The 25,196-nt window shown below is 66.7% G+C and carries 24 protein-coding genes; 6 read left to right on the top strand and 18 right to left on the bottom strand.

Annotation, left to right across the window (positions count from 1 at the left end):
- Positions 1–8: 8 nt before the first annotated feature.
- From ACZYZE_RS09485 to ACZYZE_RS09455, 7 genes are all read right to left on the bottom strand, one after another.
- Positions 9–842, bottom strand: coding sequence for an HpcH/HpaI aldolase/citrate lyase family protein (locus ACZYZE_RS09485; RefSeq protein WP_463907448.1), 834 nt, complete (start codon positions 840–842; stop codon positions 9–11).
- Entirely contained in the window at positions 839–1,396 is a 558-nt protein-coding gene (locus ACZYZE_RS09480; protein ID WP_459318640.1) for a MaoC family dehydratase, read from the bottom strand. The genes ACZYZE_RS09485 and ACZYZE_RS09480 overlap by 4 nt, the downstream gene beginning before the upstream one ends.
- Positions 1,393–2,145, bottom strand: coding sequence for a CoA transferase subunit B (locus ACZYZE_RS09475; protein ID WP_463907447.1), 753 nt, complete (start codon positions 2,143–2,145; stop codon positions 1,393–1,395). The genes ACZYZE_RS09480 and ACZYZE_RS09475 overlap by 4 nt, the downstream gene beginning before the upstream one ends.
- A gap of 2 nt (positions 2,146–2,147) precedes the next feature.
- Positions 2,148–2,936: a CoA transferase subunit A gene (locus tag ACZYZE_RS09470; RefSeq protein WP_463907446.1), complete on the bottom strand. Its 789-nt coding sequence runs from the start codon at positions 2,934–2,936 to the stop codon at positions 2,148–2,150.
- 19 nt (positions 2,937–2,955) lie between these two features.
- On the bottom strand, positions 2,956–4,131 hold the full coding sequence (locus ACZYZE_RS09465; RefSeq protein WP_459318637.1) for an acyl-CoA dehydrogenase family protein: 1,176 nt from the start codon (positions 4,129–4,131) through the stop codon (positions 2,956–2,958).
- An 80-nt stretch (positions 4,132–4,211) separates the two neighbouring features.
- Positions 4,212–6,425, bottom strand: coding sequence for an acetyl/propionyl/methylcrotonyl-CoA carboxylase subunit alpha (locus tag ACZYZE_RS09460; RefSeq protein WP_463907445.1), 2,214 nt, complete (start codon positions 6,423–6,425; stop codon positions 4,212–4,214).
- A 7-nt stretch (positions 6,426–6,432) separates the two neighbouring features.
- Positions 6,433–8,040: a carboxyl transferase domain-containing protein gene (locus tag ACZYZE_RS09455; protein ID WP_463907444.1), complete on the bottom strand. Its 1,608-nt coding sequence runs from the start codon at positions 8,038–8,040 to the stop codon at positions 6,433–6,435.
- 158 nt (positions 8,041–8,198) lie between these two features.
- Between ACZYZE_RS09455 and ACZYZE_RS09450 the strand changes: the two genes are divergently transcribed.
- Positions 8,199–8,855, top strand: a complete 657-nt coding sequence (locus ACZYZE_RS09450) for an SACE_7040 family transcriptional regulator (RefSeq protein WP_459319554.1) — start codon at positions 8,199–8,201, stop codon at positions 8,853–8,855.
- Positions 8,856–9,274: 419 nt separating this feature from the next.
- On the opposite strand, the gene ACZYZE_RS09445 is transcribed toward ACZYZE_RS09450, so the two are convergent.
- Genes ACZYZE_RS09445 through pdhA form a run of 3 tightly spaced genes read right to left on the bottom strand, consistent with a single transcriptional unit; the run spans position 9,275 to position 12,827 of the window.
- Positions 9,275–10,642, bottom strand: coding sequence for a dihydrolipoamide acetyltransferase family protein (locus ACZYZE_RS09445; protein ID WP_463907443.1), 1,368 nt, complete (start codon positions 10,640–10,642; stop codon positions 9,275–9,277).
- On the bottom strand, positions 10,639–11,649 hold the full coding sequence (locus ACZYZE_RS09440; protein ID WP_463907442.1) for an alpha-ketoacid dehydrogenase subunit beta: 1,011 nt from the start codon (positions 11,647–11,649) through the stop codon (positions 10,639–10,641). The genes ACZYZE_RS09445 and ACZYZE_RS09440 overlap by 4 nt, the downstream gene beginning before the upstream one ends.
- Complete coding sequence (pdhA, locus tag ACZYZE_RS09435; RefSeq protein ID WP_463907441.1) at positions 11,649–12,827, bottom strand: pyruvate dehydrogenase (acetyl-transferring) E1 component subunit alpha; 1,179 nt, start codon at positions 12,825–12,827, stop codon at positions 11,649–11,651. The genes ACZYZE_RS09440 and pdhA overlap by 1 nt, the downstream gene beginning before the upstream one ends.
- A 195-nt stretch (positions 12,828–13,022) precedes the next feature.
- Here pdhA and ACZYZE_RS09430 point away from each other — a divergent pair, with 195 nt between their 5' ends.
- Positions 13,023–13,496, top strand: coding sequence for an Lrp/AsnC family transcriptional regulator (locus tag ACZYZE_RS09430; protein WP_459319558.1), 474 nt, complete (start codon positions 13,023–13,025; stop codon positions 13,494–13,496).
- 147 nt (positions 13,497–13,643) lie between these two features.
- Here the strand turns inward: ACZYZE_RS09430 and ACZYZE_RS09425 are convergent, their stop codons facing one another.
- On the bottom strand, positions 13,644–15,260 hold the full coding sequence (locus ACZYZE_RS09425; protein ID WP_463907440.1) for a monocarboxylic acid transporter: 1,617 nt from the start codon (positions 15,258–15,260) through the stop codon (positions 13,644–13,646).
- Complete coding sequence (locus tag ACZYZE_RS09420; protein ID WP_463907439.1) at positions 15,257–15,637, bottom strand: DUF485 domain-containing protein; 381 nt, start codon at positions 15,635–15,637, stop codon at positions 15,257–15,259. The genes ACZYZE_RS09425 and ACZYZE_RS09420 overlap by 4 nt, the downstream gene beginning before the upstream one ends.
- A gap of 219 nt (positions 15,638–15,856) precedes the next feature.
- On the opposite strand from ACZYZE_RS09420, the gene ACZYZE_RS09415 reads away from it, so the two are divergent.
- Genes ACZYZE_RS09415 through ACZYZE_RS09400 form a run of 4 tightly spaced genes read left to right on the top strand, consistent with a single transcriptional unit; the run spans position 15,857 to position 19,678 of the window.
- Positions 15,857–17,074 carry a sensor histidine kinase gene (locus ACZYZE_RS09415; protein WP_463907438.1) on the top strand — a complete coding sequence of 406 codons (1,218 nt, stop codon included), beginning with the start codon at positions 15,857–15,859 and terminating at the stop codon, positions 17,072–17,074.
- A gap of 36 nt (positions 17,075–17,110) precedes the next feature.
- Positions 17,111–17,830 (top strand): LytR/AlgR family response regulator transcription factor, encoded by a 720-nt coding sequence (locus tag ACZYZE_RS09410; RefSeq protein WP_459319562.1) that lies wholly within the window; start codon positions 17,111–17,113, stop codon positions 17,828–17,830.
- Positions 17,827–18,204 carry a DUF485 domain-containing protein gene (locus ACZYZE_RS09405; protein ID WP_459319563.1) on the top strand — a complete coding sequence of 126 codons (378 nt, stop codon included), beginning with the start codon at positions 17,827–17,829 and terminating at the stop codon, positions 18,202–18,204. Before ACZYZE_RS09410 ends, ACZYZE_RS09405 begins: the two co-directional genes overlap by 4 nt.
- A 7-nt stretch (positions 18,205–18,211) precedes the next feature.
- A complete protein-coding gene (locus ACZYZE_RS09400; protein WP_459319564.1) occupies positions 18,212–19,678 on the top strand; it encodes a sodium/solute symporter in 1,467 nt (488 codons plus the stop codon).
- 5 nt (positions 19,679–19,683) lie between these two features.
- On the opposite strand, the gene ACZYZE_RS09395 is transcribed toward ACZYZE_RS09400, so the two are convergent.
- The 6 genes from ACZYZE_RS09395 to rpsB all read right to left on the bottom strand — a co-directional run bounded on the left by ACZYZE_RS09395 (position 19,684) and on the right by rpsB (position 24,771).
- The gene (locus ACZYZE_RS09395; RefSeq protein ID WP_463907437.1) at positions 19,684–20,262 is read right to left on the bottom strand and encodes a DivIVA domain-containing protein; all 579 of its coding nucleotides are present in this window, start codon (positions 20,260–20,262) and stop codon (positions 19,684–19,686) included.
- A 90-nt stretch (positions 20,263–20,352) separates the two neighbouring features.
- Positions 20,353–21,273 (bottom strand): phosphatidate cytidylyltransferase, encoded by a 921-nt coding sequence (locus ACZYZE_RS09390; protein ID WP_459319566.1) that lies wholly within the window; start codon positions 21,271–21,273, stop codon positions 20,353–20,355.
- Complete coding sequence (gene frr, locus ACZYZE_RS09385) at positions 21,273–21,830, bottom strand: ribosome recycling factor (RefSeq protein ID WP_459319567.1); 558 nt, start codon at positions 21,828–21,830, stop codon at positions 21,273–21,275. Before frr ends, ACZYZE_RS09390 begins: the two co-directional genes overlap by 1 nt.
- Positions 21,831–21,962: 132 nt before the next feature.
- A complete protein-coding gene (gene pyrH / locus ACZYZE_RS09380; RefSeq protein WP_459319568.1) occupies positions 21,963–22,700 on the bottom strand; it encodes a UMP kinase in 738 nt (245 codons plus the stop codon).
- A gap of 152 nt (positions 22,701–22,852) precedes the next feature.
- Complete coding sequence (gene tsf / locus ACZYZE_RS09375) at positions 22,853–23,689, bottom strand: translation elongation factor Ts (protein ID WP_459319569.1); 837 nt, start codon at positions 23,687–23,689, stop codon at positions 22,853–22,855.
- Between the two features lie 158 nt (positions 23,690–23,847).
- Positions 23,848–24,771, bottom strand: coding sequence for a 30S ribosomal protein S2 (rpsB, locus tag ACZYZE_RS09370; RefSeq protein ID WP_459319570.1), 924 nt, complete (start codon positions 24,769–24,771; stop codon positions 23,848–23,850).
- Positions 24,772–25,196: the final 425 nt, after the last annotated feature.

The following is a 25,196-nucleotide window of genomic DNA, read 5'->3' as shown; positions in this document are numbered from 1 at the left end:
TCCCGAAGCTAGTGCCCGGCCCGGCGGAGGGTGGCGTCGGCGTGCTTGAGGATGGGGCCGTCGATCATCTTGCCTTTGTACTGGAACACTCCGCTGCCGGCCGCGGCGGCAGCCTCGAGCAGCTCTTTGGCCGCCGCAACATCCGCCGCTGACGGCGCGTAGGCTTCGCGGACCACGGCCACCTGGTTCGGGTGGATGCAGGCCTTGGAGCCGAAGCCCGAGGCGACGGCGTCACGGGATTCCGCGGCCAGGCCCGCAAGGTCCGGGATGTTGACGTAGACGGAATCGATGGCTTCCTTGCCGAATGCGCCGGCCGCCAGGAGCACCGCGGAGCGGGCGTGCAGCGCAACGGCACGATAGGCGCCGTCGTCGGTGCGGCTGGAGGTGCCGCCGAGGGAGGCGAGCAGGTCCTCGGCTCCCCACATCAGGCCCACCACATTGGGCTCCGCCGCAATGGCGGCGGCGCTAATGATCCCGGCCGCCGTCTCGCACAGCGCGATCACACTGTAGCCCTCGAGCTCCCTGAGCTGGGCGGCGCTTTCGGCCTTGGCGAGCATGATGTGGCGGTACGGGGTGTGCTTGAGGCAGTGCATGTCCTTCTCGAACGCCTCGGTGCCGGCCGGATTGACCCGGATGATGGTGCGGCTCGGGTCCAGTTCCGGGACGTCACCTGCAGAGCCGAGCTGGGCAAGGATGGCGCCGCGGGCACGTTGTTTGTCGGCGGGGGCGACGGCGTCCTCGAGATCCACGATCACGGCATCGGAACGCTCGGAGGCCTTCTGGTAGCGCTCGGGGCGGTCGGCCGGGCAGAACAGCAGGGCAGGGCCCATCAGGAAACTCATGTGTCTTTTCTCCCTTGTTGCACGCGTTCTTTCCGGGCTTCGCTAGCGGCTTCCATATACGCCCCGCGGGTCCACATCAGGCAGCTGCGCGTGGCGAGGGCCACCACCTCGCCGTGCTGGTTCCGGCCGGTGTGCTTCATGGTCACGATGCCCTGTCCCGGCCGGGAGGAGGACAGCCGCTTCCCGGCCACGATTGTCTCCGTGTACAGCGTGTCACCGTGGTACATCGGGTGCGGGAAGGACACATCCGTCATCCCCAGCTGGGCGATGATGGTGCCCTGCGTCAGTTGCGGGACGGACTGCCCCACCACGGTGGCGAGGGTGAACATCGAGTTCATCAGCCGCTGGCCGAAGGGCTGCTCGGCGCTCCACGCGGCGTCGAGGTGCAGCGCCTGGGTGTTCATGGTCATGGTGGTGAACAGGACGTTGTCCGTCTCCGTGACGGTCCGGCCGGGACGGTGCGCGTAGACCACGTCCTCCTCGAGCTCATCGAAGTAGAGGCCTCGCTGTTCGATGACGCGGGGTTCAATCACACGCTGCGGGGTGGTTGTCATACCGTCAGTTCCTGGTCTTCCTCAAAAAGTTCGGCGCCGGTGGCCGCGGCCACGTCCTCCACAGACACGTTGGGGGCCAGCTCGCGGAGCACCAGCCGGGATTTGCCGCCCTCGGTCACGATGTCGATCACAGCGAGGTCGGTGATGATCCGGTCCACGCAGGCTTTGCCGGTCAGCGGGAGCGTGCACTGTTCCACGATCTTCGGCCTGCCGTTCCGGTCCACGTGCTCCATCATCACGATCACCTTTTTGGCGCCGAAGACGAGGTCCATGGCGCCGCCCATGCCCTTGACCATCTTTCCCGGGATCATCCAGTTGGCCAGGTCACCGTTCTGCGCCACCTCCATCGCGCCGAGGACGGCCACATCCACGTGCCCGCCCCGGATCATGCCGAACGACGCGGCGGAATCGAAGAAGGCGGCGCCCTTGTTGACCGTGACGGTTTCCTTGCCGGCGTTGATCAGGTCCGGATCGACCTCGTCCTCCCCCGGGTAGGGCCCGACGCCGAGGATGCCGTTCTCGGAATGCAGCACCACCTCGATGCCGGCGGGAATGTAGTTGGGGATCAGCGTGGGCATCCCGATGCCGAGGTTGACGTACTGGCCGTTGTGCAGTTCCTGCGCCACCCGGGCGGCCAGTTCGTTGCGGGTCCAGCCCTTGATTTCGGGATGTTCGACGGCGGATCGCCGGTATTCGTGGCGGACGGCTTCCGGTCGGGGAGGGGCGCCCTGCGAATTGTTTGTTTCCACGGTTATGCTCCTGCCTGATCTGTTGCTGTGCGGCGGGCGTCGGACACGGCGACGGTACGCTTTTCGATGCGCTTCGCGGCCCCGGGCGCCAGCACGACGCGCTGGACGAAGATGCCGGGCACGTGGACGTGTTCCGGGTCCAGCTCTCCCGGCTCCACGAGTTCCTCAACTTCGGCGATGGTGATCTTCCCGGCCATGGCGCACAGCGGGTTGAAGTTCATCGCGGTGGCGTGGAAGACGAGGTTGCCGTGCCGGTCGCCTTTCCAGGCGTGCACGAGGCCGAAGTCGGGCGTCAGCGATTCTTCCAAAACGTAGTCCGCGCCGTTGAATCTCCGGACTTCCTTCGGTGCCGAGGCGATCGCGACGTTGCCGTCGGCGTCGTACTTCTGCGGCAGTCCGCCGTCGGACACCTGGGTGCCGACGCCGGCCGGCGTGTAGAAGGCGGGAATGCCCGCCCCGCCGGCCCGCAGCTTTTCGGCCAGTGTGCCCTGCGGTGTGAGGACCACCTCGAGTTCGCCGGAGAGGTACTGCCGGGCGAACTCCTTGTTCTCCCCCACGTAGGAGCTGATGGTGCGGCGGATCCGGCCGTCCCGCAGCAGGATGCCCAGCCCCCAGTCGTCGACCCCGCAGTTGTTGCTGACGGTCTCCAGGTCCTTCGTACCGTGCCCGTGCAGGGCATCGATCAGGGCCACCGGAATCCCGCAGAGCCCGAACCCGCCGACGGCGAGTGAGGCGCCGGCGGGGATATCCGCGACGGCCTCGGCAGCGCTGGCAACAACTTTGTTGATCATCAGTGATCCTTCCGGCCTGTTAGAGCCCCAGTTCGCGCGCGATCAGCATCAGCTGGACCTCCGTGGTGCCCTCGCCGACTTCAAGGATCTTGGAGTCGCGGTAGTGGCGCGCCACGGTGAATTCGTTGATGAAGCCATAGCCGCCGAACACCTGGGTGGCGTCCCGCGCGTTGTCCATGGCTGCCTCGCCTGCGACCATCTTAGCGATGGCCGCCTGCGTCTTGAACGGCTTGCCGGCGAGCATCCGGGCGGCCGCGTCGTAGTAGGCCAGCCGGGCCGTGTGGGCGCGTGCTTCCATGCGGGCGATCTTGAACGCGATGGCCTGGTACTTGCCGATGTTCTGCCCGAACGCGCTGCGCTCCTTGGCGTATTTCACCGACTGGTCCACGCAGCCCTGGGCCGCACCAACGGCGAGGGCCGCGATCGCGATCCGGCCCTCATCGAGGATGGACAGGAAGTTCGCGTAGCCGCGGCCCTGCGTGCCGAGGAGGTTGGCCTCCGGGACGTGGACGTTGTTGAGCGTCAGCGGGTGGGTGTCCGAGGCATTCCAGCCGACCTTGTTGTAGGCCTTCTCCGCCTTGAATCCCGGGGTGTTGGTGGGCACCAGGATGGTGGAGATTGCCTTCTTGATGCTGCCGTCCGGGCGCTCTTCCTGGCCGGTCACGGCCGTGACCGTGACGAGCCTGGTGATGTCGGTGCCGGAGTTGGTGATGAACTCCTTGTTGCCGTTGATGACCCAGGTCTTCTCGCCTCCGACGACTTCGAGGCGGGCGGTGGTCTTGGTGCCGCCGGCATCCGAGCCGGCTTCGGGCTCCGTCAGGCCGAAACCGGCGAGCGCCTTGCCCGAGGCCAGGAGCGGCAGCCACTCTTCCTTCTGGGCGTCATTGCCGAAGCGGTGGATCGGCATGGCGCCGAGGGAGACGCCGGCCTCCAGGGTGATCGCGACGGACTGGTCCACGCGGCCGAGCTGTTCCAGCGCCAGGGCCAGGGCGAAGTAGTCCCCGCCCATGCCGCCGAATTCCTCCGGGAACGGCAGGCCGAAGAGGCCCATGTCGGCCATCTGGGAGACCACCTCGTAGGGGAAGCTGTGTTCCTCGTCGTGCTTGGCGGAAACCGGAGCCACCACTTCGTCGGCGAATGCGCGGACGGTGTCGCTGAGGTCCTGGTAATCCTCGCTGAGTTCAAAACTGGGCATCGGGGTAACTCCTTTATCGGGTCTGCGGGTCTGCGGGTCTGTGATCTGGGGAATGGTGCTGAAGCTGTGCTGTTCGGGTGTTACTCCGCCGCGCCCAAGGCGATGACGGCTTCCTCGACCGTGTCCTCGGCCCTGGAAGGCGCCGGGGCGTGAATGGTGGCGAGCACCTGGTCCGCCTTCACGAGGTCGCCGGAGCTGACGCTGATATGCACCGTCCCTGCCAGCGGCGCCACGAGCTGGTGTTCCATCTTCATGGCTTCCACGGAGACCAGCACCTGGCCGGCTTCCACGGTGTCGCCGTTGCTGACGGAGACGGACACTACGGTCCCGGGCATCGGCGAGCGCACGGCCGGGTCCGCGGCGCCCTCTTCCCGTTCGATGGCGGCGAGCACCCGTGCCAGCCTGGTCTCGCGGGTGAGCACCTCAAGCCGGCAGGACCAGCCCTCGTTGCCCACGTAGACGGTCTGTGGATTGCCCTCCGCCGGGTAGTCCTCCCAGACGGCGCCCTGTGCGAACCGCAGTTCCTCGCCGTCGATCGCCAGGAACACGTCATCGCTGGCGAGTCCGATGACGATCACTGTGTGTTCCGGGCCGTCATTGACCCGGACCATGGCGTGGCCCAGGTCCAGGCTGCTCAGCCAGGTGACGGCCACGGTGGCGATTCCCCCGCCCGGAACACCGAAGCTGATCCGCCACGGACCGGGTGCGCCCAGTCGCCAGCCGTTGGTGGTGTCCCAGGGGGATCCCACTGCTGCCGGAGCTTCGGCAAGGACCCAGAACGGCATGGCCGCGGCGATGAGTTCGGCGTCCCCGATGCGGCGGAAGCTGAAGTCCGGCATCTTGCGCTCAATCAGGCCTGTGTCGAGGCGGCCGGCGCGGACGTCGGCGTCGTTGATCAACAGGCGCAGGTATTCGACGTTGGTGTCGATGCCCAGGGCCGTGAACCGCGCAAGGGCCGCGTCCAGCTTGTCCAGCGCAGCGGTGCGGTCCCTGCCCCAGGCGATGACCTTGGCGACCATGGGGTCGTAGGCGCTGGAGATTTCGAGTCCCTTGAGCAATGAGGAATCGATCCGGATGTCCGGGTCGGCGGACGCGGCAGCGAGGGGCGAAGTGAAGGAATCCAGATCGTCCATGCCGGTGAAGATTGTGCCGCGCTCGTCCAGGAGCACCACCTCGCCTCCCGACGGCATGAAGCTCCGTTCCGGGACCTCGGCGTAGACACGCGCTTCCACAGAGTGCCCGGTGAGCACGACGTCGTCCTGGCGGACGGTGAGTTCCTCGCCGGCGGCGATGCGCACCTGCCATTCGACGAGGTCGACGCCGGTGACCATCTCGGTGACGGGGTGCTCCACCTGCAGGCGGGTGTTCATCTCCATAAAGAAGAACTCGTCCGGGGCGTGGTCGGAGACGAGGAATTCCACGGTACCGGCGCCGCTGTAGTTGACACTGCGAGCCGCATTACAGGCGGCGTCGCCGAGGCGGGCCCGGATTTCCGCGCCGTCGTTCATCGCCTCCAGCAGCGGGGAGGGCGCCTCCTCGATGACCTTCTGGTGGCGGCGCTGCAGCGAGCACTCGCGCTCCCCCAGGTGGATGACGTTGCCGTGGTTGTCCGCGAGGACCTGGACCTCGATGTGCCGCGGCGTGAGGACCAGCCGCTCCAGGAACAAGGTGTCGTCACCGAAGGCACTCGCCGCGACCCGGCGGGCGGTAACCAGGGTGGCCTCAAGATCCTCTGGGCGTTCCACGATGTGCATGCCCTTGCCGCCGCCTCCCGCGGAGGGCTTGATGAGCAGCGGGAAGCCCACGCCGGCCGACGCCTCGATGAGCTGGGCGTCCGTCATCCCGGGTTCGGCGACGCCCGGGACCACCGGGACGCCGTAGCCGGTGACGTGGTTCTTGGAGCGGATCTTGTCGCCCATAATGTTCAGGGATTCGACGCCGGGGCCGATGAAGGTGATCCCTGCCTTCTCCAGGGCGCGGGCGAAGTCCACGTTCTCGCTCAGGAAGCCGTAGCCGGGGTGCACGGCCTCGGCGCCGGTGTCGCGGCAGGCCTGGATAATGGCCTCGATCTTGAGGTAGCTCTCCGCGGCGGCGGCCGGGCCGATCCGCACGGCGAGGTCGGCCTCGCGCACGTGGCGGGCCCCGGCGTCGGCGTCGGAATAGACGGCCACCGAACGGATACCCAGGGCGCGCAGGGTGCGGATCACGCGGCAGGCGATCTCGCCGCGGTTGGCGATGAGCACGGTGCCGAACAGCGGCTTGGGGGAGGTTGTAGTCGGCGAAGAAATAGTCACAGCTGGCTCACATCCGGAAAAGGCCGAAGGAGGTCTCCGGCAGCGGGGTGCGGGAGACGACGTCGAGCGCCAGTCCCAGGACGGTGCGGGTATCCGCGGGGTCGATCACGCCGTCATCCCAGAGGCGGGCGGTGGAGTAGTAGGGGCTGCCCTGGTCCTCATACTGGGCCTTGATCGGGGCCTTGAACGCTTCCTCGTCCGCGGCGGACCATTCCTCCCCGCGGGCCTCGTACTGGTCCCGCTTGACGGTGGCCAGCACGCCGGAGGCCTGGTTGCCGCCCATCACCGAGATCCGGGATGCCGGCCACATCCACAGGAAGCGCGGCGAGTAGGCCCTCCCGCACATGGAATAGTTCCCGGCGCCGAAGGACCCGCCGATCACAATGGTCAGCTTGGGCACCCGGGCGGTGGCGACGGCGGTGACCATCTTGGCGCCGTTCTTGGCGATGCCGCCCTGCTCGTAGTCCTTGCCGACCATAAAGCCGGACAGGTTCTGCAGGAAGATCAGCGGGATCCCGCGCTGGTCGCACAGTTCGATGAAGTGCGCGCCTTTGAGCGAGGACTCGCTGAAGAGCACCCCGTTGTTGGCCACGATCCCCACCGGGTGGCCGTGCAGCTTCGCGAAGCCCGTCACCAGGGTGGTGCCGTAGTCCTTCTTGAACTCATGGAAGCGGCTGCCGTCCACCAGCCTGGCGATGACCTCGCGCACGTCGTACTGGGCGTTGACATCGGTGGGGACGGCGCCGTAGAGCTCTTCCGTATCCGCGAGGGGTTCGACGACGGTGTCCACGTCCCAGGCCGGGGCCGCCGGCCGGGGCAGGGTGGAGACGATGTCGCGGACGATCTGGAGGGCATGCTCATCGTTCTCGGCCAGGTGGTCGGTGACGCCGGAGATCCTGGCGTGCACGTCGCCGCCGCCGAGTTCCTCGGCCGTGACGATCTCGCCGATCGCGGCCTTCACCAGGGGCGGGCCGCCCAGGAAGATGGTGCCCTGGTTGCGGACGATCACGGTCTCGTCGCTCATCGCGGGGACGTAGGCGCCGCCGGCGGTGCAGGAACCCATGACGGAGGCGATCTGCGGGATCCGGGCCGCGGACATCTTGGCCTGGTTGAAGAAGATCCGGCCGAAGTGCTCCTTGTCCGGGAAGACCTCGTCCTGTTTGGGCAGGAACGCCCCGCCGGAGTCCACGAGGTAGATGCAGGGCAGCCGGTTCTCCAGTGCGATCTCCTGGGCCCGGAGGTGCTTCTTGACCGTCATCGGGTAATAGGTGCCGCCCTTGACCGTGGCGTCGTTGGAGATGACCAGGACCTGGCGTCCGTGCACGAGGCCGATCCCGGCAATTACCCCGGCGCCGGGCGAATCGTCGTTGTACATGCCGTTGGCTGCCAGCGGTGCGATTTCCAGGAACGGGCTGCCGTCATCGAGCAGCTGGTCGATGCGTTCGCGAGGCAGGAGCTTGCCGCGGGCCACATGGCGTTCCCGGGACTTCTCCGGCCCGCCCAGCGCCGTCGTGGCGAGGCGTTCCTTCAGCTCGCGGGCCAGCCCCAGCTGGGCCTCGCGGTTCGCGGCGAAGGCGGCGCTCGAGGCGTCCACCTGGCTGGCGATTGTCTCCATTGACTGCTTCCGTTCTCGGCCTTGGTGCTGGGGCCCGGCTTCGTGGCCGATCCGGCCACTTCGGTTAGTACCGCATAACTGAGTTTTAGGTTAGTCTCTATTAACTGTGATGTCCAACACAGGGCCATACAAATACGCGGAATTGTGAAACGAAGGATATGCCGGTGACCGAGCCCAGCCAGATGAGCCAGACCGGCACCCAGCCTCCAACGACCCAGCGCAGCCAGGCAAAGGAGAACCGCCGGCAGGCGCTGCTGTCCGCGGCCGCCGCGCTGTTCGCCGTCGACGGCTTCAACCGGGTGTCGCTTGAGGACCTTGGCGCCGCGGCAGGCGTCAGCGGCCCCGCCGTCTACCGGCACTTCGCCGGCAAACAGGCAGTCCTCGGGGCGCTGCTGCTGAGCGTCAGCCAGGAGCTGCTGGACGGCGGCCACCGGGTTATTGCCGAGTCCGACGGCGCCGCAGCGGCCCTTCGCCGCCTGGTGGAGTTCCATGTGGACTTTGCCCTCAGCAACCCCGACGTCATCCGGGTCCAGGACCAGGACTTCAGCAACCTTGCGGACGACGACCAGGCCGAGGTCCGCACACTGCAGCGCAACTATGTGGAGCTCTGGGTCGACGTCCTGGCCGGGCTTCACGCCGGCACCGAGGCCGCCGAACTGCGGATGCGCGCCCACGCCACGTTTGGCCTGATCAACTCCACCCCCCACTCGGTGCGCAGCCACGGGCGCCGGATCGCGGCCAGGCGCGCCCGCCCGCTGCTGGAGAGCATGGCCCTGGCCGCACTGATGGCACCAGCCACGCCCGGTCTCCCCTAGAAATCTCCCATCAGCACCCCCGAGTCGCGCAGTCCGGGGGCACTTTGGCGCGGACACGCCGTGAACTATGACGCCGCCGTCGACCATTGGGCGCAAAGTGCCCCCTGACGGAAACGACCCTGTGCGGAAACAACGCCCGCACAGAACAAGGCTGCCGGCCGCCCCGCCCCCACACACTCGACGGCTCGCCCGTCGGGCCGGCGCAACCCGGGGGCCGGCGCAACCAGGGGGCACTTTGGCGCAGTCCGGGGGCACTTTGGCGCGGACACGCCGTGAACTATGACGCCGCCGTCGACCATTGGGCGCAAAGTGCCCCCGGACGGAAACGACCCTGTGCGGAAACAACGCCCGCACAGAACAAGGCTGCCGGCCGCCCTCCTTATCGGAGGGACAGCCGGCAGCAGTGAGTGCGGGGGCGCCTAAACCATCGCCAGTGCCATGCCCGGATCCGCCAGGATGGCGCCGAGGTCCTGCAGGAAGCGCGAGCCCTGTTCGCCGTCGACCAGCCGGTGGTCGAAGGAGAGGCTGAGCGTCATGACCTGGCGCAGCGCCACCTCGTCCCGGTACTCCCAGGGCATCTTCCGCACCGCGCCGAGGGCCAGGATGGCGGCCTCGCCGGGGTTGAGGATGGGGGTGCCGGAGTCGATGCCGAACACGCCGATGTTGGTGATGGAGATGGTGCCGCCAGAGAGGTTGGCCGGGCTGGTCTTGCCGGCCCGCGCCGTGTCCGTCAGTTCGGTGAGCGCCGTTGAGAGCTCCATCAGGGACATCCGGTCCGCATCCTTGATGTTCGGGACGGTAAGGCCGCGTGGAGTAGCGGCCGCAATGCCCAGGTTCACGTAGTTGTACTGGACGATCTCCTGCTTCGCCTCGTCCCAGCGGGTGTTGAGCGTCGGGTGGTTGCGCAGTGCGATCAGCACGGCCTTGGCCACGATGGTCAGCGGCGTGAGCTTGTAGCCGGCAAACGCGCGGCTACCCTTCAGCCGGGCCAGCAGTTCCATGGTGGGGGTGACGTCGATGGTCAGGAATTCGGTCACGTGCGGTGCGGTGAAGGCACTGGACACCATGGCGGCGGCGGTGAACTTGCGCACGCCCTTGATCGGCGTCCGCGTCTCCCGGGCACCCGGCGCGGGGGCCGGACCGGCAGCGGGTGTTCCGGCGACGTCCCGGGGCGCAACCGGCAGGTCTCCCACGCCGACAACGTTGCGCACATCGTCGCGGGTGATGAGCCCGTGCTCACCTGAACCGGTGACGGCTTCGAGGTCGACGCCGAGATCCTTGGCCAGCTTGCGGACCGGCGGGGTGGACCGCGGGCGCTCGGCGGAACGGATCCCGCCGGGCCCGGCCGCCGGGGCCTCGACCGGCTCGACCACCGGGGCGGCCTGAACCACCGGGGCGGTTTCGACGCGCTCAAGCACCGGGGCCGCAAAGCTGCGGGCCCGGCGGGCCGGACGGCCGGAGCCTTCCAGGACGGCGCCGTACCCGACGAGGTTGGGTTCGCGCTTGGCAGCCGGCTCCCCGGAGCCGCCGTCGTCGCCCTCAACCTCGAAGGAAACAATGGGCTTGCCGACCTCCACGACGGTGCCCGGCTGTTCGTGCAGCGCGGTGATCACGCCGGCGAACGGCGAGGGAAGCTCGACGACGGCCTTGGCCGTCTCCACCTCCGCGATGATCTGGTTGAGCGCGACGGTGTCCCCCACCGCGACCTTCCACGCGACGATTTCCGATTCAGTGAGACCCTCACCGAGGTCCGGGAGCCTGAATTCCTTGATCATGGTGGCGGTCATCCTTCCAGCCCGCTCAGGGAGTTGGGACGGCCCAGGGCACGGTCGACGCCGTCCAGGATCCGGTCCAGACCCGGCAGGTGGTGCAATTCGAGCTTTGAGTTGGGGTACGGGACGTCGAAACCGGTAACCCGGACCGGGGCGGCTTCGAGATGGTAGAAACAGCGTTCAGTGATGCTCGCGGCGACTTCGGCGCCGATGCCGCCGGACTGGGAGGCTTCATGCGTGATGACGAGCCGTCCGGTCTTCCGGACCGAGGCCTCCAGGGTGGCGAAGTCCAGCGGGGACAGTGAGCGCAGGTCGATGACCTCGACGGAGACGCCTTCATCGGCGGCGGCGAGGGCGGCATCCTTGGCGGTTTTCACGAGCGGGCCATAGGCAACGAGGGTGACGTCACTGCCTTCGGTGACCACGCGGGCCTTCTCCATGGACAGGGCGGCGCTGAGGCTGAGGGACTCGTCCACGTCGCCCTTGTCGTGGTAGCGGCGCTTCGGTTCGAAGTAGAGCACAGGGTCATCCGAGGCGATGGCCTGCTGGATCATCGTGAAGGCATCCTGCGGGTTGGACACGGAGATCACGCGCAGGCCCGAGGTGTGGGTGAAGTAGGCCTCGGGTGATTCGGAGTGGTGTTCAGGTGAGCCGATGCCGCCGCCGAAGGGCACGCGGATGGTGATGGGCATCTTGACGGCGCCCTGGGTGCGGTAGTGCATCTTGGCGAGCTGGCTGACGATCTGGTCAAACGCCGGGTAGATGAAGCCGTCGAACTGGATCTCCACCACCGGCCGGTAGCCGCGGTAAGCCAGGCCGACGGCGGTGCCCATGATGCCGGATTCGGCGAGCGGGGTGTCCACGACGCGGTGCTTGCCGAAGTCCTTCTGCAGGCCGTCGGTCACACGGAAGACGCCGCCGAGGGCGCCGATGTCCTCTCCCATGAGGATCACCTTGGGATCGTTTTCCAGGGACTTGCGCAGGCCCGAATTGATGGCTCGGGCAAAGGTCATCTGCGTCATCAGCGTGCACCTTCTTCAGAAGCGGCTTCTGCGGGATCGCCGAAGGAAGCCAGGTAACGGGAATAGTGGTCCTGCTGGCGGTCCAGCGAGGAATTGGGCGTGCTGTAGACGTTCTTGAAGATGTCCATCGGCTGCGGCTCTGGCATGTTGATAACGCCGGCGCGCATGTCCCTGGCGACGGCGTCCGCCTTGGCTGCGACGGCCGCCTCGAGTTCTTCGGTGAGCAGCCCCTTGCGTTCCAGCAGCGACTTGAGCCGGGCGATCGGGTCTTTGGCAGCCCAGTCCTCGAGCTCGTTGGCGTCGCGGTATTTGGTGGGGTCATCCGCCGTCGTGTGCGGACCCATGCGGTAGGTGACGGCCTCGATGAACGTGGGGCCGCCGCCGCGGCGTGCACGGTCGGTGGCGATGCGCGTTGCAGCCATCACGGCGAGGACGTCGTTGCCGTCCACCCGCATGCTGGGGATGCCGAATCCTGCGGCGCGGTCCGCGATCTGGATGTGGGACTGCAGCCGGACGGGCTCGGAGATGGCCCAGTGGTTGTTCTGGCAGAAGAAGATCACCGGGGACTGGAAGCTGGCGGCGAAAACCAGGGCTTCGTTGACGTCGCCCTCACTCGTGGCGCCGTCGCCGAAGTAGGCCACGGCGACTGAATCGGCGCCGTCGTTCTGGATGCCCATGGCGTAGCCGGTGGCATGAAGCGTCTGCGCGCCGATAATAATCTGCTGCGTTGCCACATTCACTGTGTAGGGGTCCCAGCCGGCCAGAGCGTTGCCCCGCCAGGCCTTCACGATGTCCTCCGGGTTTACCCCGCGGCAGTAGGCTACGCCGTTGTCGCGGTAGCTGGGGAAGACGAAATCGTCGTCGCGGAGGGCCCGCGCCGAGCCGATCTGGGATGCTTCCTGGCCCAGCAGCGGGGGCCAGAGGGCAAGCTCGCCCTGGCGCTGCAGGGCGGTGGCCTCGGTGTCGATCCGGCGGATGACCACCATGTCTTCGTAGAGCGCACCAAGCTGTTCGTCGCTGACATCCTGGACCCAGGGGTCGAATTCGGGATGGCTGACACGTTCACCCGCGGGGGTGATGAGCTGAACGAGGTCCCCGCCCGTCCGCCTGTTTGATTCTGTACTGTTCCCGGGGCCGCCGGCGGCAATGCCGCCCTTGCCCGCGTCGTCGGTAAACACAGTTGTCCGCACCTTCTGACGTCGTCTGACCGGAACTCGCAGGACTCGTGATCCCGCTGCGCGCCAGCCGCCCGGGCGCCGTTGCCCCGGATAGTTGTGACCCTACTCACAATGCCCATTGGGTACAACCACCCGCCAATAGGTTGAGCATTCTGCACTGTCCGGGGTCAAGCGGCCGTGCTAATCTTGCGCATTATGCAACCCTTGGATGGCACTGACACCCGCCTGCTTTCGGCCATGGCCGGAGACCCCCGGCGAACTGTTGTGGCACTGGCCCAAAAGCTTGGATTGTCCCGGAATACGGTCCAGGCCCGGATGGCCCAGCTGGAGAAGAAACACGTGTTCCTTTCCTTTGAGCGGCGCATTAATCCGGCCGCACTGGGCTACCCTCTGATGGCCTTCATCTCCGTGCATGTCCAGCAGCAAAAACTCGGCCAACTGGCGGAGGAACTGGCTGGTATCCCGGAGATCCTGGAGGGCTACGGCCTCACGGGCTCGGCGGACCTTCTTCTCCGGGTGGTGGCGCTCGACGCCGAGGACCTCTTCCGGATCAACGGCAAGATCCTGTCCTGTAACGGCGTGGACCGGACGGACACCGCCCTGGCCATGGGTGAGCTCATCCCGTTCAGGATCCAGCCGCTGCTCGAGCGGGGCTCCGCGGAACGCTGACCGCCCGACGGCGCCAACGCTGCCCGCCCGACGGCGCCGCGAACCGCGGGAGGGAGCGGTGGCCGCCGGACAAACGGCAGGAGCTCCCGCGCACTGGCACGGGAGCTCCTGTCGTTTCGCCGGCTGACTGCGCCGGCACTTCGGTACTTAGTGGTCGGTGGCCTTCTCGGCACCCACACCCGTGAGGGAACGGACTTCCATTTCGGCCTGCTTGGTGGTGTCTTCCAGCTTCTTGTCCAGCACCGAACCGAGCCAGCCCAGGAAGAACGCGAGCGGGATGGAGACGATGCCGGGGTTGCTGAGCGGGAAGATTGCAAAGTTGGCGCCCGGGATCATGGACGTCTTGGCACCCGAGACCACCGGGGACAGCGCGATCAGGATGATCGCGGAGCCGAGCCCGCCGTACATGCTCCAGATGGCGCCCTGGGTGGTGAACTTGCGCCAGAACAGCGAGTACAGAATGGTCGGCAGGTTGGCCGAGGCCGCCACCGCGAAGGCAAGCGCCACCAGGAACGCCACGTTCTGGCCGTTGGCGAAGATGCCGCCGACGATGGCCAGCAGGCCGATGACGACCACGGTGCGCCGCGCCACCTTGACCTCGGTGGCGGCGTCGGCCTTGCCCTTGGCAATAACGCTGGCATAGATGTCGTGGGCGAACGATGCCGCCGCGGTGATCGTCAGTCCGGCGACGACTGCCAGGATGGTGGCGAAGGCCACCGCCGAGATGAAGCCGAGTAGCAGCGGCCCACCGAGGTGGAACGCCAGCAGCGGTGCGGCGGAGTTGACGCCGCCCGGGGCACCCTTGATCGTTTCAGCGCCCACCAGCGCCGCGGCACCGAAGCCCAGAACCAGGGTGAACAGGTAGAACAGGCCGATCAGCCAGATGGACCAGACCACGGACTTGCGGGCTTCCTTGGCGGTGGGGACCGTGTAGAAGCGCATCAGGACGTGGGGCAGGGCCGCGGTGCCGAGCACGAGGGCCAGCGCCAGGGACATGAAGTCGATCTTGGAGGTTTCAGACTTGCCGTACTGCAGGCCCGGGTTAAGGAGGTTCTGGTTGCCGGAGGCTTCCACCGCGCCTCCCAGCAGGGAGGAAAGGTTGAAGCCGTAGATGGCGAGGACCCAGAGGGTCATCACGGCTGCTCCCGCAATCAGTAGCACGGCCTTGATGATCTGGACCCAGGTGGTGCCCTTCATGCCGCCGATCAGTACATACATGATCATCAGCGCGCCGACGACGATGATCACCAGGGCCTGTCCGCCCCAGTCGCTGATGCCCAGGAGCAGGGAGATCAGGGTGCCCGCTCCGGCCATCTGGGCCAGGAGGTAGAAGAAACAGACCACCAGGGTGGAGATGGCCGCCGCGATGCGCACGGGGCGCTGCTTGAGCCGGAAGGAGAGGACATCGGCCATGGTGAACTTGCCGGTGTTGCGCAGCAGTTCAGCCACGAGCAGCAGGGCGACCAGCCAGGCAACAAGGAAGCCGATGGAGTACATAAAGCCGTCGTAGCCGTTGATGGCGATGGCGCCGGTGATCCCCAGGAACGAGGCCGCCGAGAGGTAGTCGCCTGCGATGGCGGTGCCGTTCTGAGATCCGGTGAAGGACCGTCCGGCGGCGTAGTAGTCGGCGGCCGTCTTGTTGTTCTTGCTTGCCTTGACCACGATGATCATCGTGATCGCCACGAACAGGGCGAAGATGCCCATGTTCAGCAGCGTGGTGTCCTTGAGATCCGCAACGATCACTGCGGGAACCATAAACGTCATTTCTCTACCCCGCTGATCTGGTTGCCGTGCTTGTCGAATTCGTGGCCTTCGATTTCGTGGCGGATTTCGGCGGCGATCGGGTCAAGCTTCCGGTTGGAGTAGCTGACGTACCAGCCTGTGATGGCGAACGTGGACACGAACTGCAGCAGGCCCATGATCAGGCCGACGTTGATGTTGCCCCAGACCTTGGTGGACATAAAGCCCACGGCGTAGTCGGCCAGCAGAACATAAGCGAAGTACCAGAGCAAAAACGCAATGGCCATCGGAAAGACAAAGCTGCGGTGACGTTTGCGAAGTTCCTGGAACCGCTCCGTCGACTGGACTTCTTTGAAGTCCACGGCCGCCGCGGCGTCCGTTTCTTGGGCTTCGTGACCCATCGTTCCTCCTCATTGAGACTGGTGAGCCCACACCGGCTGCGCTGGTCTTCTCGAAACAGTCTTCCGGCCAATGTGACTGCAATCACTGTGCATCGTGATGCGCCTAACAATCCACAGCCGCCGTACCCTGCGTCGCTCAGCGGTCAGGATGCTGCGCCCAGCGGCACCTGAAGTACGGCCCGGCACCTCATGCGGGGGTGCCCGCGCTACGCTGGGCCCATGCCGGACTCTCCCCTGTTCACCGCCGCCGCCGTCGCCGTGATCGCGATGGCGATCGCCGTCGTCGTCGCCGTGGGGCTCAAGGTCCTGCGTTCCTTCCGGGAGCTGGGCACCGACGCGGAACAGGCCACCTACAAGACGCTGCACGCGGCCTCCCGTGCCGGGCAGCACCTGCGGACCGGGCTCAACCCGGCGGGCGCCGCCAAGGCCAGCCGGCAGCTGCGCAGCCTGCTGGGCAGCGACGCGCTGGCGATCACGGACACCACGGGGGTGCTCGCGTGGGACGGGGCCGGCGAGGAGCTCAGTCCCGTGCTGATGGAGCTCGCCGTCGGGGTGCTCGACGGCGGCCACACCGCCGTCATCCCGGCCGGCGAGGTCCAGGAACTCGCCCAGACCACGGGCGTGGTTCCGGCCCGGCCGGTGGTGGAGCGCGCTGCGGTCATCGCCCCGATCAAGGCCGGTACCCGGGTGGTCGGCGTCGTGGCGGCATTCGCGCCGTCGGCCGGCGCAGGACTGGTCCGCGCCACCAGCGAAGTGGCCGACTGGGTCGCCGCGCAGGTGGAACTGGCCGAACTCGATGCCTCCCGCACCCTGCTGATGGAGGCCGAGGTGCGTGCGCTCCGGGCCCAGATCAGCCCGCACTTCATCTACAACTCGCTCAACGCAATCGCCTCCTTCATCAACACCGATCCGGTGCGGGCGCGCGAGCTCGTGGTGGAGTTTGCCGACTTCACCCGCTACTCCTTCCGCCGGCACGGTGACTTCACCACCCTGGCCGAGGAGCTTCGCTGCATCGACCGCTACCTGCTCCTGGAACGCGCCCGGTTCGGGGACCGCGTGCAGGTCAGCCTGCGGATCGCGCCCGAGGTGCTCAGCACCGTGATCCCGTTCCTGAGCCTCCAGCCGCTCGTGGAAAACGCGGTCCGGCACGGCCTGGAGGCCAAGGAAGGTCCGGGCCACATCTCGATTACGGCCAACGACTCCGGCGCCTTCGCCGAGGTGACGATCGAGGACGACGGCGTGGGCATGGACCCCGAACAGCTGCGGGCCGTACTCGCCGGGCACAGCGACGGCGACCACGTGGGACTGCGCAACGTCGACACCCGGCTGCGGCAGGTTTACGGCGAGGACAACGGGCTGGTTATCGAGACGGCACCGGGCGAAGGGACCCTGATCACCATGCGGGTACCCAAATCCCAGCCCCGTCACGATGCCTGAGCCTGCGGCTCATGGCTGCGGCGCTACTCTAGAAGCATGATTAATGTCCTCGTCGCCGACGACGAGTTGCCCGCCGTTGAGGAACTGGCCTTCCTGCTCGGCCGGGATGACCGGATCGGCACCATTTACCGGGCTTCCTCCGGTGCCGAGGCCCTGCGCGCCCTCGAGGCCGAGGACGTCGACGCCGTCTTCCTCGACATTCATATGCCCGCCCTCTCCGGGCTGGACATTGCCCGGGTCATTTCCCGCAGCGCACACCCGCCCGCCGTCGTGTTCGTAACGGCCGACGAGGACTGCGCCCTGGAGGCGTTCGAGCTGGCCGCGGTGGACTACCTGCTGAAACCCCTGCGCGCCGAGCGGCTGTCGAAGTCGATTGGACGAATCTGCGATCTGCTCAAGGACGGCGCGAAGGCACCGGAAATGATCACAGTGGACCTCGGCGGCACCACCAAGATGATCATGCGCGAGGATGTCACCTACGTCCAGGCCCAGGGTGACTACGCCAGGCTCCACACCGCCGACGCGAGCTACCTGATCCGGGTCCCGCTGGCCGATCTCGAACAGCAATGGGCCGACGCCGGGTTCATCCGCACGCACCGCTCCTACCTGATCGCCCTGAACCACGTCAGCCACATGAAGCTTGCCGCGGCGAGCCCCAGCGTGACCGTGGCCGGGGCGGAACTGCCGATCAGCCGGCGGCACCTGCCGTCCGTGCGGGAGAAGCTTGAAGCGACCCGGATCCGGCCGCAGGCATGACCCGCGTCCGGGTTACGGCCCCCCGCAGGGCTGCACAGAACGGCACGGCGCTGCCCGCGGTGCGCTCGGCCGCCGCCACACGTGAAGCCGCCGAGGAGTCCGACGCCGGCCAGGTGTTCGTCCGCTCGCTGATCCGCTCGCAGCTGCGGCTGGCGATCGTGGTGGCCGGCGGTTTCCTGTCCATCCTGCTCGCCTTCCCGCTGATGCTGGGACTTGTCCCCGGGCTCGCGGAATCGACGATCGCCGGCCTTCCCTTCGACTGGGTCCTGCTCGGTGCCGGCATCTATCCCGTGGTGGGGCTTAGCGCCTGGCTGTACATCCGGACCGCGGCGCGGAACGAGGCCCGCTACCGGGACCTCGTCGGCGACAAGTGAGGCGCCGGTGAATCCGGTCGTCGGCATCGCGGCGTTCGCCGCCGTCTCGCTGGCCACCGCCGCCATCGGGTTCTACGGGCTAAGGATCTCGCGCACCACCGGGGACTTCTACGTGGCGTCCCGCACGGTCCGGCCGTGGTGGAACGCCTCGGCGATCGGGGGCGAGTACCTCTCCGCCGCCAGTTTCCTCGGCGTGGCCGGACTCATCCTGCTCTCCGGCACGGACGCCCTGTGGTTCCCCGTGGGGTACACGGCCGGGTACCTCATGCTGCTGCTGTTCGTGGCCGCCCCCCTGCGCCGCTCCGGCGCGTACACGATTCCGGATTTCACCGAGGCACGGCTCGACTCACGGGCGGCACGCCGCGTCACTAGCGTCGTGGTGGTGATGGTCGGCTGGCTCTACATCGTCCCCCAACTCCACGGCGCGGCGCTGGCCATCCGGATCACCACCGGCCTGCCGGCCTGGGTGGGGCAGGTGGCGGTGGTCGCCGTCGTCTGCATCACCGTCATTGCGGGCGGGATGCGCTCCATCACCTTCGTCCAGGCGTTCCAGTACTGGCTGAAACTGACGGCGCTGGCCGTGCCGATCCTCTTCATCCTGTTCGTCCTGGCCGGCACCGGGGCCCCCGCCGTGGCCGAGGCTTCCGTGAACCCCACGGCAGCTCCCCCGGCCGGGCCGTACCAGAACATCTCCCTGCTGGTGGCGCTGCTGTTCGGCACGCTGGGGCTGCCGCATGTGCTCGTGCGCTTCTACACGAACCCGGACGGGCAGTCGGCCCGCCGGACCACGCTGATTGTCCTGGGACTGCTCTCGGTCTTCTACCTGTTCCCGACGGCGTACGGCCTGATCGGGCGGATCTTCGCCCCGGGGCTGGCCCAGAGCGGGCAGGCCGATGCACTTGTGCTGCTGCTGCCGGGCCGGATGATCGGTGGAATGGCCGGCGACCTGCTCACCGCCCTGGTGGTGGCCGGAGCGTTCGCGGCGTTCCTGTCGACGACGTCCGGGCTGGTGGTCTCGCTCGCCGGTGTGATCAGCCAGGACGTGCTGGGCGGCAGCGTGCGCGGCTTCCGCTGGGCGGCGCTCATTTCCGCCGTTGTGCCGCTGGGGATCGCATCCATGACTGATTCGCTCGCGCTGGCCGGCAGCGTCGGGATGGTGTTCGCGTTCACCGCGTCCACGATTTGCCCTGTGCTGCTGCTGGGCATCTGGTGGCGGGGGCTCACGGATACGGGGGCAATCGCCGGCATGGTGACCGGTGCTGTGCTGTGCGGCGGCGCCATGGTGGCCGGAGCCGTCGTGGGCGCCGCCGGGACGCCGTCGTGGCTCGCCCAACCCGCCGCGTGGACGGTGCCGGCAGCGTTCGCCGTTATGGTCCTGGTGTCCCGGGCGACCAAGGACCGGGTGCCGCGGACGATCACCCGGCTGATGACCAGGCTGCACACCCCGGAACGGCCGCTCGCGACCGAGCGCTAGCGACGTCAGTCGATCGTGGACATCAGTTCGACGACGCGGTCCAGGAAGGCGTCCACCTGGCTTTCCTCGTACCCGTCGCGGCCTATGGTGGGGCGGAAGACGGCGCGCCGGACGTTGTCCACGCTCAGCGGCTTGTCCTGCTCGAGGTAGCCGATCAGCTCATGGCACAAGTCGTCCACGTCGGTGGTGTTGTAGCTGCGGACCTTGGCTTTGACGGGGCGCCGGAAGCGCTGGCCGTCAGGGCGGTGCAGACGCCCGCGGAGCAGTCCGGCGAGCCTGCCGATTTCGCGGAGCCAGGCTTCCTCGCCGCGCTCGGCGACCAGTTCATCGCGTTCCCGCCGGGCCAGGGCATCCTCGAGGCGGTCCAGCGCGGCGTCCACGCCGGCGGCGGCATAGCCGCCCTTGACTGGATCGAAGGAGACGGCCCTTACATCGGCGCTCCTGACCGGGCGGCCCGCGGTTCTCGGGGTCTCGAAGGACACCCGTGCGCGCTGCAGGAACTGATCGACCTGCTTGGCGTTGTAGCCGTATTCGTTCCGCTGCACGCGGTCAAAGGAAGCAGGAATCTGCCGTTGAATGTCCACTGTAACTATGTTCCTTCAATGCCGTTCGGCTGGTTTGCTCGGCACCATTCTAGTGGCCGGACGTTGGAGCGAAATTGGAAATGGGAGGGCCTAGACTCCGGCCATGGCCGAGAAGAGGATGAAGGCCACCGGGGAAGCAAAAACGATCGAGTCCAGCCGGTCCATAAAGCCGCCGTGCCCGGGCAGGATGCTGCTCATGTCCTTGATGCCCAGTTCACGCTTGACCATGGATTCGGAGAGGTCGCCGGCCGTGGCGGCGGCGACCATGCCCACGGCCAGTACAACACCGACCCACCAGGGCTTGTCCAGCAGGAAGACGGCGGCGGGCACACCAACGACGATCGCACCGGCGATGGAGCCGCCAAAGCCTTCCCAGGACTTCTTCGGGCTGATCTTAGGGGCCATCGGGTGTTTGCCGAGCGACGCGCCCACCAGATAGCCGAAGGTGTCGTTTGAAACGACGAGCAGCAGGAGGGTGGCGATCTGCCACGCACCCGGCGGCACCACGCCGTCGGGCCAGAGGCCTACCGGCGCCACCCCCACAGTGGTATGCAGTGGCAGCACCGCGAAGCTGATCAGGAACGGCACCCAGGCCAGGGTAAAGACACCGGCAAAGATGCTGCGCGCGGACCCGGCCGCGCCTTCAAGGGAACGCCACAGCAGCACCGCCACACTGCTGAGCAGCATGGCGAACAGCAGGCTTTCCACACCGCCGAAGTAGGCGGCTGCCGGCATTGCGGCGGTGCCGGTCATCACCGGAACAATCGGCAGCCGGGTTCCCGAGGTTTCCAGGGCCCGGAAGATTTCCCAGACGCCGAAGACCGCGAACGCGGTGACGGTCAGCACAAAGACCAGCGGGAGGAAGATCAGGCCGCCCAGAACGGAAATGAGCATAACAAGGCCCACCGCGGTGGCGGCAGGAAGGTTCCTGCCGGCTTTGGGTGTGGGATTCGTCCATACTTTCCCCCGCCCCCGGACTCGCGGTCCGGGGGCCTGCTGTTCTTCCCCCATCAGACCTCGAGCAGCTCGGCTTCCTTGCGCTTGAGCAGCTCGTCGATGCCGTCCACATGGGCCTTGGTCATGGCGTCGAGTTCCTTTTCGCCGCGGCTGCCCTCGTCCTCGCCGGCGTCGCCGTCCTTGACCAGCTTGTCCAGGGTCTCCTTGGCCTTGCGGCGGATGTTGCGGATGGAGACCTTGGCGTCCTCGCCCTTGGACTTAACGATCTTGACGTATTCCTTGCGGCGCTCCTGGGTGAGGTCCGGGATGGTGATCCGGATGACGTTGCCGTCGTTGGAGGGGTTGGCTCCCACCTCGGAATCGCTGAGGGCGCGTTCGATGTCGCGCAGGGCGGTCTTATCGAAGGGCGTGATCAGGATGGTGCGGGCGTCCGGGATGGCAAAAGAGGCCAGCTGCTGCAGCGGCGTGGGTGAGCCGTAGTAGTCCACCAGGACCTTGTTGTACAGGCCAGGGTTGGCGCGGCCGGTACGGATCGAGGCGAAGTCTTCCTTGGCTACTTCAACCGCCTTGTCCATCTTGTCCCCGGCTTCGAGCAAGGTTTCTTCGATCACGGTCTCTCCTCAGAAATTTGGTGCACCCGCCGCCGGCGGGGCACTGAACGGTCTATGGTCCGGCGGTGTCTTCCACCTGGCGGCCCCCGACCCCGGGGGCGCCGAACTGTCCTGAAAACATCCTAGCCGCTGCTAGGGGGTGACTACGGTGCCCAGGTCCTCGCCGCGGATGGCGCGGGTGACGTTTCCTTCGCCTTCCATGCCGAACACCACCATGGTCAGGTTGTTGTCCTTGCACATGGTCATGGCGGTCTGGTCCATCACGCGGATGTCGCGGCGCAGGGCCTCGTCGTAGCTGAGGTGGTGGAGCTTCTCGGCCGTGGGGTCCTTCTTCGGGTCGGCGGTGTAGACGCCGTCGACGCCGCTCTTGGCCATCAGGACGACGTCGGCGTGGACCTCCAGGGCGCGCTGCGCGGCCACGGTGTCCGTGGAGAAGTAGGGCAGTCCGGCGCCGGCGCCGAAGATGACAACTCGGCCCTTTTCCATGTGCCGGATGGCGCGGCGCGGAATGTACGCCTCGGCGACCTGGCCCATCGTGATGGCGCTCTGCACGCGGGTTTCCACGCCTGCCTGTTCCAGGAAGTCCTGGAGCGCGAGGCAGTTCATGACGGTACCGAGCATCCCCATGTAGTCTGCGCGGGAGCGGTCCATGCCGCTCTGCGACAGTTCGGCGCCGCGGAAGAAGTTTCCGCCGCCGACGACGATTGCGACCTCGACGTCGGGGACTGCGGCTGCGATCTGCCTGGCCACGCCGCGGACGGTATCCGGGTCAACGCCCAGCTTCCCGCCGCCGAAGACCTCGCCGGAAAGCTTCAACAAAACTCGGCGCCGGCTCTTCTTCGGCTGGGCTGAAGTGGTGACGGTTTCCATGGTGCCTTCCCGTTGGTGAACTCTGAAAAGAGGTTATCGTGCCCGGGGCAAAAGGCGTCATTCCGCCCGGTTGAGAGGGGGCGCCCCGGATGCATGCAAAAGGGGCGGCCACCGCAGTGACCACCCCCTCAGCGTGAATGACTATTTTCTGGCTAAGAACCGACGCGGAAACGCGCGAATGAGGTGCCCTTGACGCCAGCCTCTTCGAGGATCTGGGCGACGGACTTCTTGGCATCCTTGGCGAATGCCTGGTCCAGGAGGACCTCGCCCTTGTAGAAGCCCGTAACGCGGCCTTCCACGATCTTGGTCATTGCAGCCTCGGGCTTGCCTTCAGCCTTGGCTGTTTCCTCGGCGATGCGACGCTCGGACTCGACCAGCGCGGCCGGAACATCCTCGCGGGCGAGGTAGTTCGGGGACATCGCGGCGATGTGAACGGCAACGTCGTGGGCTGCAGTGGTTGCTGCTTCGCCTTCGCCGTCAACAGCGAACAGGACGCCGACCTGGGCCGGGAGGTCCTTGGAGGTCTTGTGCAGGTAAGCGTCGACCGTTGCGCCCTCGATGCGGGAGATGCGGCGGACAACAACCTTCTCGCCCAGAACGGCGCCCTCCTCGATGACAACCTCGGACAGCGGCTTGCCGTCGACCTCGGTGGCCAGCAGGGTCTCGAGGTCGGCTGCGCCGGACTCGACTGCAACGGCGAGGACCTTGTCGGCGAGCTGGATGAACTTGTCAGCCTTGGCGACAAAGTCGGTCTCGCAGTTAACTTCGATCATCACGCCGACGCCGCCGTCGATCCTGGCGGCAACCAGGCCTTCAGCGGTGGAGCGGCCTTCGCGCTTGGTAGCGCCCTTCAGGCCCTTGATGCGGATGATTTCGATGGCCTTCTCGGCGTCACCGTTGGCTTCGTCAAGAGCCTTCTTGACATCCATCATGCCGGCGCCCGTGCGCTCGCGCAGAGCCTTGATATCAGCGGCAGTGTAGTTCGCCATGTGAACCCCTCTGTCTAGAAATTTTATGTGGTGTACGGACCGACAGGACGGCTGCTCACCCGGTGAGCGGCCATCCTGTCGGTACCCCCTGCGCCGCGGGCGGCGAGTGGGGAGATCCAGATTTATTTGTCAGCTGAGCTGGCAGATTGCCTTACTGGCTACTTGGTGTCGCCGGCGGCGTCGTCAGCAGCTTCGGTTGCCTCGGCAGCTGCCGGGGCTTCCTCTGCAGCGGCAGCAGGTGCCTCTTCGGCGGCCGGAGCAGCTTCAGCGGCGGGTGCCTCTTCGGCGGCCGGAGCGGCAGCAGCCGCTTCGGTCTTGCTGCCTTCGAGGAGCTCGCGCTCCCACTCGGCCAGCGGCTCTTCCGGAGCTTCCGTGGTGCCGGTGGCGCGCTGGTTGCGGGCGATGAGGCCCTCGGCAACGGCGTCAGCAACAACGCGGGTCAGCAGGTTGACGGAGCGGATGGCGTCGTCGTTGCCCGGGATCGGGAAATCGACTTCGTCGGGATCGCAGTTGGTGTCCAGGATGGCAACAACCGGGATGTTCAGCTTCTTGGCCTCGTCGACAGCAAGGTGTTCCTTCTTGGTGTCAACGATCCACAGCGCGGAAGGCGCCTTGGTCAGGTTGCGGATACCACCGAGGTTGGTTTCCAGCTTGGTGAGTTCGCGGCGAAGGAGCAGCAGTTCCTTCTTCGTGTAAGCGGAACCGGCGACGTCGTCGAAGTCGATCTCTTCCAGTTCCTTCATGCGCTGGATGCGCTTGGAGACGGTCTGGAAGTTGGTCAGCATACCGCCGAGCCAACGCTGGTTGACGTACGGCTGGCCAACGCGGGTGGCCTGCTCGGCGATGGATTCCTGCGCCTGCTTCTTGGTGCCGACGAAGAGAACGGTGCCGCCGTGTGCAACGGTGGCCTTCACGAACTCGTAGGCACGGTCGATGTAGGACAGCGACTGCTGCAGGTCAATGATGTAGATGCCATTGCGCTCCGTGAAGATGAATCGCTTCATCTTCGGGTTCCAACGGCGGGTCTGGTGTCCAAAGTGGACGCCGCTGTCAAGCAGCTGGCGCATAGTTACGACGGGCATGCCGGCGCTCCTTCCGGCAGGTCATTCATGAGAGAGCCCATGAGCTCTCTTACCCTGCCAATAGTTGACGGTTAATTAGCACCACCCAGGCGGGCGGCACTCCTGGCATCCACTGCGCTTCTTATCCGGACCACAAGGGCCGGACCGCAAGAGGCGCAGTCCTCCGCACGCTGAAGAGTTGAAGCTTCGAATGAGGAGGGCTGGATACGCGTAGTCAGCCACTGCTCCCCCGCACCCCTGAATGAGGCGTGCCGGCTACGACAATCTAAATTGAACGAGCGTGAGGGCACAGCAAACTGCTCTACCAAGTGTACTACAGGGGCACCGCCGGATTGGACGGTTTCACGGTGCTGGCAGCGGACTCTCCGAGCGCCTATCCACATGGCGCAGCAGGGTACTTTTGTACGCCCCGCACCCCCGGCAGG

The sequence above is a fragment of the Pseudarthrobacter woesei genome, from assembly GCF_055412745.1.
The sequence above is the reverse complement of the archived record's forward strand: the minus strand, read 5'-3'. Positions and strand labels throughout refer to the sequence as shown.

What these genes read in the sequence shown, in the direction of transcription:
- ACZYZE_RS09455 (WP_463907444.1), bottom strand. Translation starts at nt 8,040, where the DNA reads ATGGAGACAATCGCCAGCCAGGTGGACGCCTCGAGCGCCGCCTTCGCC.
- pyrH (WP_459319568.1), bottom strand. Translation starts at nt 22,700, where the DNA reads ATGGAAACCGTCACCACTTCAGCCCAGCCGAAGAAGAGCCGGCGCCGA.
- ACZYZE_RS09390 (WP_459319566.1), bottom strand. Translation starts at nt 21,273, where the DNA reads ATGGGGGAAGAACAGCAGGCCCCCGGACCGCGAGTCCGGGGGCGGGGG.
- ACZYZE_RS09425 (WP_463907440.1), bottom strand. Translation starts at nt 15,260, where the DNA reads ATGACGTTTATGGTTCCCGCAGTGATCGTTGCGGATCTCAAGGACACC.
- ACZYZE_RS09405 (WP_459319563.1), top strand. Translation starts at nt 17,827, where the DNA reads ATGACCCGCGTCCGGGTTACGGCCCCCCGCAGGGCTGCACAGAACGGC.
- ACZYZE_RS09430 (WP_459319558.1), top strand. Translation starts at nt 13,023, where the DNA reads ATGCAACCCTTGGATGGCACTGACACCCGCCTGCTTTCGGCCATGGCC.
- ACZYZE_RS09470 (WP_463907446.1), bottom strand. Translation starts at nt 2,936, where the DNA reads ATGATCAACAAAGTTGTTGCCAGCGCTGCCGAGGCCGTCGCGGATATC.
- ACZYZE_RS09420 (WP_463907439.1), bottom strand. Translation starts at nt 15,637, where the DNA reads ATGGGTCACGAAGCCCAAGAAACGGACGCCGCGGCGGCCGTGGACTTC.
- ACZYZE_RS09415 (WP_463907438.1), top strand. Translation starts at nt 15,857, where the DNA reads ATGCCGGACTCTCCCCTGTTCACCGCCGCCGCCGTCGCCGTGATCGCG.
- ACZYZE_RS09485 (WP_463907448.1), bottom strand. Translation starts at nt 842, where the DNA reads ATGAGTTTCCTGATGGGCCCTGCCCTGCTGTTCTGCCCGGCCGACCGC.
- ACZYZE_RS09450 (WP_459319554.1), top strand. Translation starts at nt 8,199, where the DNA reads ATGCCGGTGACCGAGCCCAGCCAGATGAGCCAGACCGGCACCCAGCCT.
- ACZYZE_RS09440 (WP_463907442.1), bottom strand. Translation starts at nt 11,649, where the DNA reads ATGACGCAGATGACCTTTGCCCGAGCCATCAATTCGGGCCTGCGCAAG.
- rpsB (WP_459319570.1), bottom strand. Translation starts at nt 24,771, where the DNA reads ATGCCCGTCGTAACTATGCGCCAGCTGCTTGACAGCGGCGTCCACTTT.
- ACZYZE_RS09480 (WP_459318640.1), bottom strand. Translation starts at nt 1,396, where the DNA reads ATGACAACCACCCCGCAGCGTGTGATTGAACCCCGCGTCATCGAACAG.
- ACZYZE_RS09410 (WP_459319562.1), top strand. Translation starts at nt 17,111, where the DNA reads ATGATTAATGTCCTCGTCGCCGACGACGAGTTGCCCGCCGTTGAGGAA.
- tsf (WP_459319569.1), bottom strand. Translation starts at nt 23,689, where the DNA reads ATGGCGAACTACACTGCCGCTGATATCAAGGCTCTGCGCGAGCGCACG.
- ACZYZE_RS09445 (WP_463907443.1), bottom strand. Translation starts at nt 10,642, where the DNA reads ATGACCGCCACCATGATCAAGGAATTCAGGCTCCCGGACCTCGGTGAG.
- ACZYZE_RS09465 (WP_459318637.1), bottom strand. Translation starts at nt 4,131, where the DNA reads ATGCCCAGTTTTGAACTCAGCGAGGATTACCAGGACCTCAGCGACACC.